General features: G+C 61.1%; 23 protein-coding genes. 21 read left to right on the top strand and 2 right to left on the bottom strand.

The window, feature by feature from the left end; all coding sequences use genetic code 11:
* Positions 1 to 227: 227 nt before the first annotated feature.
* A complete protein-coding gene (locus YH64_RS27340) occupies positions 228 to 1,655 on the bottom strand; it encodes an NAD-dependent succinate-semialdehyde dehydrogenase (protein ID WP_046807447.1) in 1,428 nt (475 codons plus the stop codon).
* 157 nt (positions 1,656 to 1,812) lie between these two features.
* On the opposite strand from YH64_RS27340, the gene YH64_RS27335 reads away from it, so the two are divergent.
* From YH64_RS27335 to rplQ, 19 genes are all read left to right on the top strand, one after another.
* Entirely contained in the window at positions 1,813 to 2,601 is a 789-nt protein-coding gene (locus YH64_RS27335; RefSeq protein ID WP_185975429.1) for an aspartyl/asparaginyl beta-hydroxylase domain-containing protein, read from the top strand.
* A gap of 354 nt (positions 2,602 to 2,955) precedes the next feature.
* Positions 2,956 to 3,324, top strand: coding sequence for a 50S ribosomal protein L14 (rplN, locus tag YH64_RS27330; RefSeq protein ID WP_046807446.1), 369 nt, complete (start codon positions 2,956 to 2,958; stop codon positions 3,322 to 3,324).
* 11 nt (positions 3,325 to 3,335) lie between these two features.
* Positions 3,336 to 3,656, top strand: a complete 321-nt coding sequence (gene rplX, locus YH64_RS27325; protein ID WP_006227036.1) for a 50S ribosomal protein L24 — start codon at positions 3,336 to 3,338, stop codon at positions 3,654 to 3,656.
* 12 nt (positions 3,657 to 3,668) lie between these two features.
* Positions 3,669 to 4,208: a 50S ribosomal protein L5 gene (rplE, locus tag YH64_RS27320; RefSeq protein ID WP_006216529.1), complete on the top strand. Its 540-nt coding sequence runs from the start codon at positions 3,669 to 3,671 to the stop codon at positions 4,206 to 4,208.
* Between the two features lie 12 nt (positions 4,209 to 4,220).
* Entirely contained in the window at positions 4,221 to 4,526 is a 306-nt protein-coding gene (gene rpsN, locus YH64_RS27315) for a 30S ribosomal protein S14 (protein WP_006216527.1), read from the top strand.
* Between the two features lie 10 nt (positions 4,527 to 4,536).
* Entirely contained in the window at positions 4,537 to 4,932 is a 396-nt protein-coding gene (rpsH, locus tag YH64_RS27310) for a 30S ribosomal protein S8 (RefSeq protein ID WP_006216525.1), read from the top strand.
* A 12-nt stretch (positions 4,933 to 4,944) separates the two neighbouring features.
* A complete protein-coding gene (gene rplF, locus YH64_RS27305; protein ID WP_046807445.1) occupies positions 4,945 to 5,478 on the top strand; it encodes a 50S ribosomal protein L6 in 534 nt (177 codons plus the stop codon).
* 21 nt (positions 5,479 to 5,499) lie between these two features.
* Complete coding sequence (gene rplR, locus YH64_RS27300; RefSeq protein ID WP_006227039.1) at positions 5,500 to 5,865, top strand: 50S ribosomal protein L18; 366 nt, start codon at positions 5,500 to 5,502, stop codon at positions 5,863 to 5,865.
* 15 nt (positions 5,866 to 5,880) lie between these two features.
* Positions 5,881 to 6,402 carry a 30S ribosomal protein S5 gene (gene rpsE / locus YH64_RS27295; RefSeq protein ID WP_006216521.1) on the top strand — a complete coding sequence of 174 codons (522 nt, stop codon included), beginning with the start codon at positions 5,881 to 5,883 and terminating at the stop codon, positions 6,400 to 6,402.
* 3 nt (positions 6,403 to 6,405) lie between these two features.
* Positions 6,406 to 6,591, top strand: a complete 186-nt coding sequence (gene rpmD, locus YH64_RS27290) for a 50S ribosomal protein L30 (protein WP_006216520.1) — start codon at positions 6,406 to 6,408, stop codon at positions 6,589 to 6,591.
* A 9-nt stretch (positions 6,592 to 6,600) separates the two neighbouring features.
* The gene (gene rplO / locus YH64_RS27285) at positions 6,601 to 7,041 is read left to right on the top strand and encodes a 50S ribosomal protein L15 (protein ID WP_013397002.1); all 441 of its coding nucleotides are present in this window, start codon (positions 6,601 to 6,603) and stop codon (positions 7,039 to 7,041) included.
* 14 nt (positions 7,042 to 7,055) lie between these two features.
* The gene (gene secY / locus YH64_RS27280; RefSeq protein ID WP_039882533.1) at positions 7,056 to 8,381 is read left to right on the top strand and encodes a preprotein translocase subunit SecY; all 1,326 of its coding nucleotides are present in this window, start codon (positions 7,056 to 7,058) and stop codon (positions 8,379 to 8,381) included.
* Between the two features lie 8 nt (positions 8,382 to 8,389).
* Positions 8,390 to 8,608, top strand: a complete 219-nt coding sequence (infA, locus tag YH64_RS27275) for a translation initiation factor IF-1 (RefSeq protein ID WP_003806927.1) — start codon at positions 8,390 to 8,392, stop codon at positions 8,606 to 8,608.
* 34 nt (positions 8,609 to 8,642) lie between these two features.
* Positions 8,643 to 8,756, top strand: coding sequence for a 50S ribosomal protein L36 (gene rpmJ, locus YH64_RS27270; protein WP_003806928.1), 114 nt, complete (start codon positions 8,643 to 8,645; stop codon positions 8,754 to 8,756).
* 43 nt (positions 8,757 to 8,799) lie between these two features.
* On the top strand, positions 8,800 to 9,165 hold the full coding sequence (gene rpsM / locus YH64_RS27265) for a 30S ribosomal protein S13 (RefSeq protein WP_006216517.1): 366 nt from the start codon (positions 8,800 to 8,802) through the stop codon (positions 9,163 to 9,165).
* 15 nt (positions 9,166 to 9,180) lie between these two features.
* Positions 9,181 to 9,582, top strand: a complete 402-nt coding sequence (gene rpsK / locus YH64_RS27260; protein ID WP_006216516.1) for a 30S ribosomal protein S11 — start codon at positions 9,181 to 9,183, stop codon at positions 9,580 to 9,582.
* A gap of 11 nt (positions 9,583 to 9,593) precedes the next feature.
* Positions 9,594 to 10,217: a 30S ribosomal protein S4 gene (gene rpsD / locus YH64_RS27255; RefSeq protein ID WP_006216515.1), complete on the top strand. Its 624-nt coding sequence runs from the start codon at positions 9,594 to 9,596 to the stop codon at positions 10,215 to 10,217.
* A gap of 213 nt (positions 10,218 to 10,430) precedes the next feature.
* The gene (rpoA, locus tag YH64_RS27250) at positions 10,431 to 11,417 is read left to right on the top strand and encodes a DNA-directed RNA polymerase subunit alpha (RefSeq protein ID WP_006216514.1); all 987 of its coding nucleotides are present in this window, start codon (positions 10,431 to 10,433) and stop codon (positions 11,415 to 11,417) included.
* A gap of 183 nt (positions 11,418 to 11,600) precedes the next feature.
* Positions 11,601 to 11,993 carry a 50S ribosomal protein L17 gene (rplQ, locus tag YH64_RS27245; protein WP_006216513.1) on the top strand — a complete coding sequence of 131 codons (393 nt, stop codon included), beginning with the start codon at positions 11,601 to 11,603 and terminating at the stop codon, positions 11,991 to 11,993.
* Positions 11,994 to 12,074: 81 nt separating this feature from the next.
* Here rplQ and YH64_RS27240 read toward each other — a convergent pair whose 3' ends face one another.
* Positions 12,075 to 12,512 (bottom strand): HIT family protein, encoded by a 438-nt coding sequence (locus tag YH64_RS27240; protein ID WP_046807444.1) that lies wholly within the window; start codon positions 12,510 to 12,512, stop codon positions 12,075 to 12,077.
* Positions 12,513 to 12,690: 178 nt separating this feature from the next.
* On the opposite strand from YH64_RS27240, the gene cutA reads away from it, so the two are divergent.
* Both cutA and dsbD read left to right on the top strand, forming a co-directional pair.
* The gene (gene cutA, locus YH64_RS27235; protein ID WP_046807443.1) at positions 12,691 to 13,038 is read left to right on the top strand and encodes a divalent-cation tolerance protein CutA; all 348 of its coding nucleotides are present in this window, start codon (positions 12,691 to 12,693) and stop codon (positions 13,036 to 13,038) included.
* A gap of 98 nt (positions 13,039 to 13,136) precedes the next feature.
* Positions 13,137 to 14,963, top strand: a complete 1,827-nt coding sequence (gene dsbD / locus YH64_RS27230; protein ID WP_046807452.1) for a protein-disulfide reductase DsbD — start codon at positions 13,137 to 13,139, stop codon at positions 14,961 to 14,963.
* Positions 14,964 to 14,981 lie beyond the last annotated feature (18 nt).

Below are 14,981 nucleotides of genomic sequence, written 5' to 3'. Positions count from 1 at the left end.
GCGGCGCCGGCCGTGCGAGCGAAGCGGGAAAGGGCGTTCATTGCGCGATCTGATCCTGAAGAGTGGGGCGGGCAGCCACTTCCCTTGGGGTGGTCAGCTGCCTGTCAGCGAGGCGCAATGTTCCCGGACGTGCATGACAGCATCATGAAACGGCGCCGCGCCATGGCCGTCTGCCGCAGGACGAAAAAAAGCCCCTTGCGGGGCTTTTGGGCTGAAGCGCGGAACGCTCAGATGTGCGTGATGAATTTCGTGACGAGGTAGCCGTCAAACGTTTCCAGGCCGCCTTCGCTACCGATGCCGCTGTCCTTGATGCCACCGAACGGCGTCTCGGCCAGCGCGCTGCCGAAGTGGTTGATGTTGACCATGCCGGCTTCCAGTCCGTTCGAGACCTTGGTGGCGGTCTTCAACGAATTGGTGAACACGTAGGACGACAGGCCGAACGGCAGGCTGTTGGCGCGGCGCAGGACTTCGTCGGTGTCCTTGAAGCGGACCACCGGCGCCACGGGGCCGAAGGGTTCTTCGGTCATCAGCATCGAGTCGTCCGGCAGTTCCGTCACGACCGTGGGGGCGAAGAAAAAGCCCTTGCGGTCCAGCGGGCCACCGCCCACCACGACCTTGCCGCCGTGCTTCTTGGCGTCGTCGATGAAGGCGCTCATGGCGGGTACGCGGCGTTCGTGCGCCAGCGGACCCATGTCGGTGCCGGCTTCCAGGCCGTCGCCGACCTTGATGTTCTTGAGCACGTCCGAGAAGCGGGCCAGGAACTGCTCGTAGGCGCCTTCCTGCACGTAGAAGCGAGTGGGCGACACGCAGACCTGACCGGCGTTGCGAACCTTGAACTTGGCCAGCATTTCAGCGGCGCGGTCGATGTCGGCGTCGTCGAACACCAGCACGGGCGAATGGCCGCCCAATTCCATCGTGACGCGCTTCATGTGCGCGCCGGCCAGCGCGGCCAGTTGCTTGCCCACCGGCACGGAACCGGTGAACGACACCTTGCGCACGATCGGCGAACGGATCAGGTAGTCGGAGATCTTGGCGGGCTCGCCCCAGACGATGTTCAGGCAGCCCTTGGGCAGGCCGGCATCGTGGAACATGCGCGCAATCGCCATGACGGCGCTGGGCGAATCTTCCGGACCCTTGAGGACCACCGTGCATCCGGCGCCGAGCGCGGCGGCGATCTTGCGGATGGCCTGGTTGTACGGGAAGTTCCACGGCGTGAACGCGGCGCAGACGCCGATGGGTTCGCGCACGACGAACTGGCGTACATCGGGATTGCGGGGCGGGACCACGCGGCCGTAGATACGGCGGCATTCTTCGGCGTGCCAGTCGGCGTGTTCAGCGCAAGAGGTGACTTCGCCCACGGCTTCGGCCAGCGGCTTGCCCTGGTCCAGCGTCATGTTGCGGCCGATTTCCTTGGCGCGCTCGCGCGACAGCGTGGCAACCTTGCGCAGGATGGCCGAACGATCCATGGGAGAAGACTTCTTCCACGATTCGAACGCGCGCTGGGCGGCGGCTAGCGCACGGTCCAGATCGGCTTCGGTTGCGTGAGGCAGCTGGCCCAGTACTTCAAGCGTGGCCGGGTTGATGACGTCCTGGGTGCGCCTACCCTCGCCGGAGATGAATTCGCCGTCGATATACAGCGCCAACTGTTCATACATGCCTGTCTTTCCTTGCGAAATAGGAGTGGAGTGCGATCGCGTGTCGCCCACGCCAGTCTAAACCAGCTTGCGCGATGCGGGGAGGGCCAATCCGCAGCGCAGGATTGGAGCCAATGGGAGGGGCCAAGTCTTGCAAGCCCGGGCGGGCTTGGACACAATGGGCCATCTTAGCCAGCCTGATTCCATACCCATCGTGCAACCCGTTGACGCGCTTTCCGGCAACAAGCCCAGTCTGTATTCGCGCGTGCTTTTTCGCTTCATCGATTGGCTACGTCACCGGATCGCGCGGGCGTCGCTGGTGGGCGACAAGCCGATCTTCCAGAATGACCAGTTCCCGTGGATCCCCGAGCTGGAGGCGCGGACCCCGGCCATCCGCGCCGAACTCGCCGAATTGCTGGCAGAACGCCAGCATCTGCCCGCGTTTCATGAGATATCCCCGGATGTCGGGATGATCACGTCCGACGACCAATGGAAGACGTTTGTCTTCATGGGGTACGGGCTGCGATCTGAACGCAACCTGGCGCGTTGCCCGGAAACCGCCCGCGCATTGACCGCGATACCGGGTATCCGCAGCGCGTTCTTCTCGATCCTGGAACCGGGCAAGCGAATTCCTCTTCATACTGGCCCCTACAACGGCGTGCTGCGCCTGCACCTGGGGCTGGTGGTGCCCGAGCCGGCCGAACGCTGCTGGATAGAAGTCGGGGGGGAACGGTATAGCTGGCGGGAAGGTCGGGCCGTGGTGTTCGATGACCTGTATCCCCACCAGGTTCACAACGACACGGACGGGCTACGCGCCGTTCTGTTCGTCGACTTCGAAAGGCCGTGCCGTGTTCCGGTAAAATGGCTGAATCGCCTGGTGCTCAGAGCGGCCCCGTTCACGGACGAAATCCGTCGCGGCAAGGCCAATCACGATGCCTGGGAGAAGGGCTACTACCGCCAGAAATAGGGGGCAGAGGGCCCGCAGACCGTTCCCCTTATTGGGGAGCGTGGTCTTTTGTGCGTCATACCAACAAAGTACTTGCGCTCAAAATTTAACCACGCTAGAATGATCAGCTTTCCCAGATTGTCGATTGAGTTAAGGAAGATTTAGCTCATCGAGTTGGGGGAATACCCGCAGGATTTCAACCCAGGGTCGTTGCGTTGCCAACCCGTTGCAGAGGTAGAGCGAAAGCTCTAGGTCTACAACACAAAAGCAGGGCGGCAGACCTGACGGGACCAAAACTGGCAGGAATTGCAGAGTTCCTCGGGGGGAAAACCCCGGGAAAACAGTATTTCCAGTTAAGTTGGAACAGGAAAAATCATGATCCAAATGCAGACCACGCTGGACGTGGCCGATAACACTGGTGCGCGTCATGTCATGTGCATTAAGGTGCTCGGTGGCTCCAAGCGCCGTTATGCCGGTATCGGCGACATCATCAAGGTGAGCGTCAAAGATGCGGCTCCGCGCGGACGCGTCAAGAAAGGCGAAATTTACAATGCCGTGGTGGTTCGTACCGCCAAGGGCGTGCGCCGTAAAGACGGTTCGCTGATTAAGTTCGGTGGCAATGCCGCCGTATTGCTCAACGCCAAGCTGGAGCCCATCGGCACCCGCATCTTCGGACCCGTTACGCGTGAACTGCGTACCGAGAAGTTCATGAAGATCGTGTCGTTGGCCCCGGAAGTGCTGTAAGGAGCCCTACGATGAATAACATTCGTAAAGGCGACGAAGTCATCGTCCTGACCGGCCGCGACAAGAAGCGTCGCGGTACCGTGCTGGCTCGTGTTGATGCCGACCACGTTCTGGTCGAAGGCGTCAACATCGTCAAGAAGCACGTGAAAGCCAACCCGATGGCTAACAACCCGGGCGGGATTGTCGAAAAGACCATGCCGATCCACATCTCGAATGTGGCGCTCTTTAACCCCGCAACCGGTCGTGGCGACCGCGTGGGCGTTCAAGAAGTCGAAGGTCGCAAGGTCCGCGTGTTCCGTTCCAATGGTGCCGTTGTCGGCGCCAAGGCGTAAGGGGCGATAGACATGTCTCGTTTGCAAGATTTCTACAAGAGCAAGGTCGCTGGCGACCTGCAGGCCAAGTTTGGCTACAAGAGCGTCATGGAAGTGCCGCGCATCACCAAGATCACCCTGAACATGGGTGTCTCGGAAGCCGTGTCCGATAAGAAGGTTATCGAACACGCGGTGTCGGACCTGACCAAGATCGCTGGCCAAAAGCCTGTCGTGACGAAGACCAAGAAGGCTATCGCCGGTTTCAAGATCCGCGAAAACTACCCGATTGGTTGCATGGTCACGTTGCGTGGTCAACGCATGTACGAATTCCTGGATCGCCTCGTTGCGGTCGCGCTGCCTCGCGTGCGCGACTTCCGTGGTATCTCGGGTCGTGCGTTCGACGGCCGTGGCAACTACAACATCGGGGTGAAAGAGCAAATCATTTTCCCCGAAATCGAGTACGACAAGATCGACGCGCTGCGTGGGCTGAACATCAGCATCACCACCTCCGCGAAGACCGACGAAGAAGCCAAGGCGCTGTTGACGGCCTTCAGCTTCCCGTTCCGTAACTAAGGGGCTGATGACGTGGCTAAACTTTCCCTCATCAATCGCGACATCAAGCGCGCCAAGCTGGCTGACAAGTTCGCTGCCAAGCGCGCTGAGTTGAAGGCGATCATCGACGACCAGTCGAAGACCGACGAAGAACGTTACCAAGCTCGGCTCAAGCTGCAACAGCTGCCGCGCAATGCCAATCCGACGCGCCAACGTAACCGTTGCGTGGTCACCGGTCGTCCGCGCGGCGTGTTCCGCAAGTTCGGCCTGACGCGTCACAAACTGCGTGAAATGGCGATGAAGGGCGAAATCCCCGGCATCACCAAGGCCAGCTGGTAGGAGATACATTATGAGCATGAGCGATCCCATCGCCGATATGCTGACCCGCATTCGCAATGCGCAGCAAGTGGACAAAGTTACGGTGAGCATGCCCTCCTCGAAGCTGAAGGCGGCAATTGCCGCTGTGCTGAAAGACGAAGGCTACATCGACAGCTTTGAAATCAAGGGCACCCAGGCCAAGCCTGAGCTCGAGATCACCCTGAAGTACTACGCTGGCCGCCCGGTTATCGAACGCATCGAACGCGTTTCGCGCCCCGGTCTGCGTATCTACAAGGGCCGTACCAGCATTCCTCAGGTCATGAACGGCCTGGGCGTGGCTATCGTTTCGACCTCGCGCGGCGTCATGACCGACCGTAAGGCTCGCGCCAACGGCGTCGGCGGCGAAGTGCTGTGCTACGTGGCCTAAGGAGAAATTCGAATGTCACGTATCGCTAAGTATCCGGTCGAACTGCCGAAGGGTGTCGAAGCTGACATCAAGCAGGATCAGATCATCGTCAAGGGCCCGCTGGGCACCCTGACTCAAGCCCTGACTGGCGACGTTACGGTTGCGATGGACGAAGGCAAGCTCACGTTTGCCGCCGCCAACGAATCTCGTCACGCCAATGCCATGTCGGGTACCGTGCGCGCTCTGGTGGCCAATATGGTTACCGGCGTGAGCAAGGGCTTCGAGCGCAAGCTGACCCTGGTTGGCGTGGGTTACCGCGCCTCGATCCAAGGCGATGCCGTTAAGCTGCAGCTCGGTTTCTCGCACGACGTTTTGCATCAGTTGCCGGCCGGTATCAAGGCCGAATGCCCCACCCAGACGGAAATCGTCATCAAGGGCGCCAACAAGCAAGTCGTCGGTCAGATGGCCGCTGAAATCCGCTCGTACCGCGAGCCCGAACCCTACAAGGGCAAGGGTGTGCGTTACTCGGACGAACGCGTCGTCATCAAAGAAACCAAGAAGAAATAACGGCGCACGCAAGGACGAATCATGGACAAAAAAGTTTCCCGTTTGCGTCGTGCGGTTCCGACCCGCCGGAAGATCAACGAGCTGCGCGTTCACCGCCTCTCGGTCTTCCGCTCGAACCAGCACATCTACGCCAACATCATTTCGCCGGAAGGCGATCGCGTTCTGGTCAGCGCCTCGACGGTGGAAGCCGAAGTGCGTGCGCAACTGGCCGGCCAAACCGGTCAAGGCGGCAACACTGCCGCTGCGACCCTGGTTGGCAAGCGCGTGGCCGAAAAGGCCAAGGCTGCCGGTATCGAACTGGTCGCTTTCGATCGCTCGGGCTTTCGTTACCATGGCCGCGTGAAAGCGCTGGCCGATGCCGCGCGTGAAGCCGGCCTGAAGTTCTAAGCGAGGATCTGTCAAATGGCTAAAGTACAAGGCAAGAACGCCGCGGAAAAAGAGAACGATGACGGCCTCCGCGAAAAGATGATCGCGGTCAACCGCGTGAGCAAAGTGGTCAAGGGTGGTCGCACCATGAGCTTTGCCGCGCTGACCGTGGTTGGCGATGGCGATGGTCGCGTCGGCATGGGTAAGGGCAAGGCGCGTGAAGTGCCGGTGTCCGTCCAGAAGGCAATGGAACAGGCCCGTCGCGGCATGTTCAAGGTTGCTCTGAAGAACGGCACGCTGCACCACACCGTGGTTGGCAAGCATGGCGCCGCTACCGTGCTGATCTCGCCGGCTGCTGAAGGTACTGGCGTTATCGCCGGCGGCCCGATGCGCGCTATTTTTGAAGTGATGGGTGTGCGTAACGTGGTTGCCAAGAGCTTGGGCTCGAGCAACCCCTACAACATGGTTCGCGCCACGTTGAACGGTCTGCGCGCTTCCCTGACCCCGGCCGATGTTGCTGCCAAGCGCGGCAAGTCGGTCGAAGAAATCCTGGGGTAAATCATGGCTCAGAAGCAGATCAAAGTGACCCTCGTGCGCTCCGTGATCGGTACCAAGCAATCGCACCGTGATACGGTTCGCGGTTTGGGCTTGGGCCGCATCAACAGCAGCCGCGTGTTGGTCGATACGCCCGAGGTGCGTGGGATGATCCGTAAGGTGGATTATCTCGTTTCCGTCTCGGAAGCCTAAGGAATCACCATGTCGGATATGCAACTTAATTCGCTGAAGCCCGCTGAGGGCAGCAAGCACGCCAAGCGCCGCGTCGGCCGTGGTATCGGTTCGGGTCTGGGTAAAACCGCCGGCCGTGGCCACAAAGGTCAGAAGTCGCGCTCGGGCGGTTTCCATAAGGTTGGCTTCGAAGGCGGTCAAATGCCGCTGCAGCGTCGTCTGCCCAAGCGTGGTTTCACCCCGCTCGGTCAGCACCTGTACGCCGAAGTCCGTCTGTCGGACCTGCAAGCCTTGCCCATCGACGAAGTCGACGTGCAAGTGCTCAAGGCGGCTGGCGTGATTGGTCAGGCGGTTCGTTACGCCAAGGTCATCAAGTCGGGTGAACTCTCGCGCAAGGTAGTGCTCAAGGGCATTACTGCGACGGCCGGCGCTCGCGCCGCCATCGAAGGCGCGGGCGGCTCGCTTGCTTGATCACGAGGTGACGAGTGGCTAACGCGCAGGCATTGGGCAAAACCGGAGCACGGTACGGTGATTTGAAGCGCCGTTTGGTGTTCCTGGTGCTCGCCCTGGTGGTTTACCGTTTGGGTACACACATCCCCGTACCGGGTATTAATCCGGATGCGCTGGCGGACTTGTTCCGCCAGAACCAGGGCGGGATCCTGGGCCTGTTCAACATGTTCTCGGGTGGGGCGCTCTCGCGTTTCTCGATTTTTGCCCTGGGGATCATGCCGTACATTTCGGCATCCATCATCATGCAGTTGATGTCGGTGGTGGTGCCGTCGCTGGAAGCGCTCAAGAAAGAGGGCGAATCCGGTCGTCGGAAGATTACCCAATACACCCGCTACGGCACAGTCGTGCTGGCGCTGGTGCAAGCAGTGGGCATTTCGGTGGCGTTGGAGTCCCAACAGGGACTGGTGATCGATCCGGGTATGCTGTTTCGCTTCACGACCGTTGTGACTCTGGTCACTGGCACCATGTTCGTCATGTGGCTGGGTGAACAGATCACGGAACGCGGTCTGGGCAACGGGATTTCCATCCTGATCTTCGCAGGTATCGTTGCGGGTTTGCCCGCGGCGCTGGCTGCACTGTTGGACCTGGTCCGCACCAACGCGATGTCCGTGCTTTCGGCACTGTTCATTGTGGCTCTGGTGGTGCTGGTTACCGCTTTTGTGGTGTTCGTGGAACGCGGACAGCGCAAGATCACGGTGAACTACGCCAAGCGTCAGGTCGGCAACAAGGTCTACGGTGGTCAAAGCTCGCATTTGCCGCTGAAGCTGAACATGGCAGGGGTGATTCCGCCGATTTTCGCATCGTCGATCATTCTGTTCCCGGCCACGATCACGAGCTGGTTCTCCAGCAGTGAGAACATGCGCTGGCTTAGCGACCTGGCTGCGGCCCTGTCGCCTCGTCAACCGCTCTACATCACGCTGTACTCCGTCGCGATTATTTTCTTCTGCTTTTTCTACACGGCTCTGGTGTTCAACAGCCGCGAAACGGCGGACAACCTGAAGAAGAGTGGTGCGTTTGTTCCGGGCATTCGTCCGGGTGAACAAACAGCGCGCTACATCGACAAGATCCTGATGCGTTTGACGCTCGCAGGTGCCATCTACATTACGTTGGTGTGCCTGTTGCCGGAATTCTTGGTGATGCGCTGGAACGTTCCCTTCTACTTCGGTGGTACGTCTCTGTTGATTATTGTGGTGGTGACGATGGATTTCATGGCACAGGTTCAGGCCTACATGATGTCTCACCAGTACGACTCGTTGCTCAAGAAGGCCAACTTCAAGGGCGCGGGTTTGCCGATGCGGTAAGCAAAAGAATGTCCAAGGACGACGTCATTCAGATGCAAGGCGAGGTTCTTGAGAACCTCCCGAACGCGACATTTCGCGTCAAGCTCGAAAACGGCCACGTGGTGTTGGGCCATATTTCCGGCAAGATGCGTATGCATTACATCCGGATCCTGCCGGGTGACAAGGTCACAGTGGAGCTCACGCCCTATGATCTGACGCGAGCCAGGATAGTTTTCCGCTCCAAATGAGCGGAACCGGATTACGGAAAATTAGGAGTCAACCATGAAAGTAATGGCATCGGTTAAGCGGATCTGCCGCAACTGCAAAGTTATCAAACGTCACGGCGTGGTGCGTGTTATCTGCACCGACCCGCGTCACAAGCAGCGTCAAGGCTAACTCGGGTTAGCGACTACGCAACAGATTTATTCAAGGAATAGTCATGGCCCGTATTGCTGGCATTAACATCCCGCCGCAACAGCACGCCGAGATCGGACTGACCGCCATTTTTGGCATTGGTCGTACGCGCGCTCGCAAAATCTGCGAAGCGGCAAACGTACCCTTTGACAAAAAGGTCAAGGATCTGAACGACGCTGAATTGGAACGCGTCCGCGAACATGTTGGTTTGTTCACGGTTGAAGGCGACCTGCGTCGTGAAGTACAGCTCTCGATCAAGCGTTTGATCGACCTGGGAACCTACCGCGGTATGCGTCACAAGCGCGGTTTGCCCGTGCGCGGCCAGCGCACTCGCACCAACGCCCGGACCCGTAAGGGCCCGCGTCGTGCTGCTGCGTCCCTGAAGAAATAATCGAGGAACTGGATTATGGCGAAAGCTTCCACCAGCGGCGCTTCGCGCGTGCGCAAAAAGGTTAAGAAGAACGTCTCGGACGGCATCGCGCACGTTCACGCTTCGTTCAACAACACCATCATCACCATCACCGACCGTCAGGGCAACGCTTTGTCGTGGGCCACTTCGGGTGGTGCTGGTTTCAAGGGTTCGCGTAAGTCGACCCCGTTTGCCGCGCAAGTCGCCGCTGAAACGGCTGGCCGCGTCGCGCTGGAATACGGCATCAAGACGCTGGAAGTGCGCATCAAGGGCCCCGGTCCTGGCCGCGAATCGTCGGTCCGCGCTCTGAACGCGCTGGGCATCAAGATTTCGTCCATCGCCGACATCACGCCCGTTCCGCACAACGGCTGCCGTCCGCCGAAGCGTCGTCGTATCTAAAGGGAATCCACATGGCACGTTATATTGGACCCAAATGCAAGCTCTCGCGCCGCGAGGGTACTGACCTGTTCCTGAAGAGCGCCCGTCGCTCGCTGGATTCCAAGTGCAAGCTGGATTCCAAGCCTGGCCAACACGGCCGCACTTCGGGTGCCCGCACTTCCGACTACGGCCTGCAGCTGCGCGAAAAGCAAAAGCTCAAGCGCATGTACGGCGTGCTGGAAAAGCAATTCCGCAAGTACTTCGCTGAAGCAGAGCGTCGCCGTGGCAACACCGGCGAAACCCTGATCCAGCTGCTGGAATCGCGCCTGGACAACGTCGTCTACCGCATGGGCTTCGGCTCGACGCGCGCCGAAGCTCGCCAGCTGGTCAGCCACCGCGCCATCGAACTGAACGGCCACACGGCTGACATCGCTTCGATGCTGGTCAAGGCCGGCGACGTCGTCTCGATCCGTGAAAAGGCCAAGAAGCAAGGCCGTATCAAGGAATCGCTCGACCTGGCCACCAGCATCGGCATCCCCCAATGGGTGGAAGTCGACGCGACCAAGCTGACCGGTACGTTCAAGTCGGTCCCCGATCGCGCTGACGTCGCTCGCGACATCAACGAATCGATGGTCGTCGAACTGTACTCGCGTTAATCAGGTCGGCCGGCGCCTCCTTCGCAGGTGTGCCGGCTACTGGTCCCGCGACCCGTTTGCACGTCTCGCAGCAGCCCGCCTTCCGCCTTTTGGTGGGGCGGGCTTTGCGGTAAGTATCGGCCGGCGCTTTCGCGCTGCCCGAGTTTCATGTTTCACCTGTCCATCAGCCTTATCGGTGTAACGAGCCGAGGGTATTGAAAAGGAACACAGTAAATGTCCACTCAAGGTTTTCTGAAGCCGCGCTCCATTGAAGTCGAACCGGTCGGCACGCACCATGCCAAGATCGTGATGGAGCCGTTCGAGCGTGGCTACGGTCATACGCTGGGCAACGCCCTGCGCCGCATCCTGCTGTCTTCGATGACCGGCTACGCGCCGACCGAAGTGCAAATGACGGGCGTGGTGCACGAATATTCGACCATCCCGGGCGTTCGCGAAGATGTCGTCGACATCCTGCTGAACCTGAAGGGCGTGGTTTTCAAGCTGCACAATCGCGACGAAGTGACCCTGGTTCTGCGCAAGACCGGCGCGGGCACCGTGCTGGCCAGCGACATTGAACTGCCGCACGACGTCGAGATCATCAACCCCGGCCATGCCATCTGCAACCTGACGGACGCAGGCAAGCTGGAAATGCAGATCAAGGTTGAGAAGGGCCGCGGCTACGTGCCGGGCAACGTGCGCGCGCTGTCGGAAGACCGCACCCACACCATCGGCCGTATCGTTCTGGACGCTTCGTTCAGCCCGGTTCGCCGCGTCAGCTACGCGGTGGAAAGCGCCCGTGTGGAACAGCGCACCGACCTGGACAAGCTGGTTCTGGACATCGAGACCAACGGCGTCATTTCGCCCGAGGAAGCGGTGCGCCAGTCGGCTCGCATCCTGATGGACCAGATCTCGGTCTTCGCCGCGCTGGAAGGCGCTGGTGATTCGTACGAAGCGCCGGTCCGCGGCACGCCGCAGATCGACCCGGTCCTGCTGCGTCCGGTCGACGACCTGGAACTGACCGTGCGTTCGGCCAACTGCCTGAAGGCCGAAAACATCTACTACATCGGCGACCTGATCCAGCGTACCGAAAACGAGCTGCTCAAGACCCCGAACCTGGGTCGCAAGTCGCTCAACGAAATCAAGGAAGTTCTGGCTGCACGTGGCTTGACCTTGGGCATGAAGCTCGAGAACTGGCCGCCCCTGGGCCTGGAGCGTCCCTAAGTTTTAACGGGTGGCACCCCGGCAACGGGGCGCCACCTGCAACGCCCGGCAACCCCGTCGGGCGGTTTGCGAATTCGTCGTAAAATGCACCGTTTTCTACCGGACCGCGGCCTGATTGCAGGTTGATAGAAGAGCCGGCAACCCGATGGCGAACGCCATCTTTAGATTCAAAGGAAACTTATCATGCGTCACGGTAATGGCTTGCGTAAGCTCAACCGCACCAGCAGTCACCGTCTTGCCATGTTCCGCAACATGGCCGTTTCGTTGATCACTCACGAAGCCATCAAGACCACGCTGCCGAAGGCGAAAGAATTGCGCCGCGTCATCGAACCCCTGATCACGCTGGGCAAAGAGCCCACGCTGGCGAACAAGCGTCTGGCATTTGCCCGTCTGCGCGATCGCGATGCGGTGGTGAAGCTGTTTGCCGAAATCGGCCCGCGCTACGCGGCCCGTAACGGTGGCTACACCCGCGTGCTGAAGATGGGCTTCCGTCAAGGCGACAACGCTCCCATGGCTTTCATGGAACTGGTTGACCGTCCGGAAGTTGATGAAGCCGCTGCGGACAGCGCCGAATAAATTCGGTTGCTAGATAAGCGACAAGGGCGGGTCTTCGGACCCGCCCTTGTTTTATTTGCGCGCCCCGCCACGCGACTGGCGTCACGAGGCGTGCAGTTCCCCTCGCAGCTGCTCGGCGGTGGCTGTCAGTACCTCTTGAGGCGGTTGCGGCGGCATCTTGAACGTCAGGTCCTGCTGTTCGATGTACGCGGTGGATGTGACGTCCTGCGTGTGATGCATGGGGATGACGTGCGCGTGCGAATGCGCGACGTGTATGCCGGTGAACGCGAACCCCACGCGCTGCACGCCGTACAGGCGCTTCATGTGGCGTCCCAGCTTCTGTCCCAGGTTTACGATGTGCCCCGCCAGGTCGGCCGGCATGTCCTCGAAGTACGGGTAATGCTGCTTCGGAATGATCAGCGTGTGTCCCGGCCGTACCGGCTGGATGTCCAGGAAGGCCATCAAGCGGTCGTCTTCATGGATGATGTGCGCGGGAATCTGGTGCCGGGCGATCCGGCAGAACAGGCAATTGTCGGGCATGCGGGCCTCGTGAAAGCGGGTGGCATGGTGGCGGCGTCGATACGGTTGCGGGCGCTTGGCCGGCAGGTTCGAGCGCGGGTATCCGGGTCCGGCTGCCAGCGTCCGGCGTCCGGGCTTCGGCGCAATATCGATAAAATACCCCGAGTTACATCCCACACGGTTATCTCAAGGAGCCTCCATGTTGCGCGATGACGACGTCGTGCTGGTCATCAGCAATGCGCCCGACCTCTTGCTGGCCAAGCGCATCGCGCATGTGCTGGTGGAAGATGGATTGGCCGCGTGCGTGAACCTTGGCGCGCCGGGCCTGTCCATCTATCTGTGGAACGGAGAGGTCGAGGGGACGGAAGAAGTCCCCATCCATATCAAAACCACCTACGCACGTCATCAAGCCGTTGTTCAGGCCCTGGCGCAGATGCATCCCTACGATGTGCCCGAAATTATCGTGCTGCCGGTCATTGGCGGCGCCGCGCCCTATCTGGATTGGGTGCGAGAACAAACGGCCGTCACCAAAAACAAGAGAGACTGATGTTTCAACCTGCCGGTATCGTCGACGCGCCCGGGCGCCCGATTCACGCCCCTCGCGCGGCGCGCACTCTGATCGGACGCTGCCTGGCATTGCTGGCAATGATGCTGTTGCTGCTGGGTTGGCAGGCGGCGCACGCTGAAGCCGACTTTCTTGAGCCCGAAAAAGCGTTCGTCTTCAGCGCGAAGATGGCCGCGCCCGACACGCTGGAACTGCACTACAAGGTTGCGCCCGGCTACTACATGTACCGCGAGCGTTTCGGCATCACGATCAGCCCGGCCGGTGCCACAACGCTGGGCGAGGCCGTCTATCCGAAGGGCGAGGTCAAGTACGACCCGACCTTCGAAAAGGACATGGAAGTCTTCCACAAGGACGTCCTGATTCGCGTGCCGGTGGGCTCGGGCACCGCGCCTTTCACCCTGACGTTGACCGGGCAGGGGTGCGCGGACGCCGGGCTGTGCTATCCGCCGATGGACAGCAGCGTCAAGCTGACGCCGGTGGCGGGCGGATACGCCTTGGCGGGCGGCCTGCTCGCAGCAGCCGGGCAATCATCGCAACCTGGGCAAGCCACCTCGGCCCCCGCGGCTACCGGCCTTGGCGCCCTGGTCAACGCAGGCGATACCGGTCTGGCCGATGCGCTGGGCGGCCTGGGTTGGGCCAAGACGGCGGGCGTGTTTTTGATCCTGGGTTTGTTGCTGGCCTTCACGCCCTGCGTGTTGCCGATGATTCCCATCCTGTCTTCGATCGTGCTGGGTGGCGTGGCGCAGCCCCGGCCCACGCGCAGTCGGGGTTTGGCCCTGGCGGCGACCTATGTGCTGGGTATGTCGGTGGTCTACACCGCGCTGGGCGTGGCCGCTGGCCTGAGCGGCGCCGGTCTGGCCGCCTGGTTGCAAACCCCCTGGATCCTGACGCTGTTCGCCATCCTGCTGACCGTGCTGGCGCTGGCCATGTTCGACGTGTTCACGTTCCAGATGCCGTCCGGCGTCCAGGCCAAGCTGTCCGAGCGCTCGTCACGCGTGCCGGGCGGCCGCTACACCGGCGCGCTGCTGATGGGCGCCTTGTCCGCCTTGATCGTCGGGCCGTGCGTGGCCGCGCCGTTGGCCGGCGCGCTGCTGTATATCTCGCAAACGGGCGACGTCATCCTGGGCGGCTCGGCGTTGTTTGCCATGGCCTGGGGCATGGGCGTGCCCTTGCTGATCGTGGGCGCGTCCTCGGGCGCGTTGCTGCCCAAGGCCGGCCCGTGGATGGATGGCGTCAAGCGCCTGTTTGGCATGCTGCTGCTGGGGACCGCGTGGTGGATGCTGATCCCGGTGGTGCCGACCTGGGTGCAGATGACGGGTTGGGGCTTCCTGGCCGTCGTGTCCGCCGTGATGCTGCGCGCGTTTGACGCCTTGCCCGCGGGCGCCGGTGCCGGTCGCATGTTTGCCAAGGGGCTGGGGCTGCTGTTGGCGCTTGCCGCCGCCGCCTGGCTGATCGGCGCGGCCAGCGGGGGGCGCGATGTCTTGCAGCCGCTGTCGCATCTGGCCGCACGTGGCGACGCGTCGGTGGGCACGGCCGTCGCCAAGGGCGACATGCAATTCACGCGCGTGCGCAACAACGCCGAGCTGGACGCGCTGCTGGCGCAAAGCCGCCAGCCGGTCATGCTGGATTTCTATGCCGACTGGTGCGTATCCTGCCGCGAAATGGAGCGCTTCACGTTCACCGATCCCGGTGTCGCACAGCGCATGTCGGGCATGTTGCTGGTGCAGGCCGACGTCACGGCAAACAACGCCGACGATCGCGCGCTGCTCAAGCGCTTCCGGCTGTTCGGGCCGCCGGGAATCATGTTCTTCGAGCCGGGCGGCAAGGAACTTCCCGATGCGCGCGTAGTGGGTTTCCAGGATGCCAAGCGCTTCACGGAATCGCTGGACAAGGTGCTGGTGCGCTGACGGCGGGCGATATACCAT

It is taken from the genome of Achromobacter sp. LC458 (genome assembly GCF_001005835.2).
GTDB classification, from domain to species: Bacteria; Pseudomonadota; Gammaproteobacteria; order Burkholderiales; family Burkholderiaceae_B; genus Achromobacter; species Achromobacter spanius_B.
This window is presented reverse-complemented; position numbering and strand designations above follow the sequence as displayed.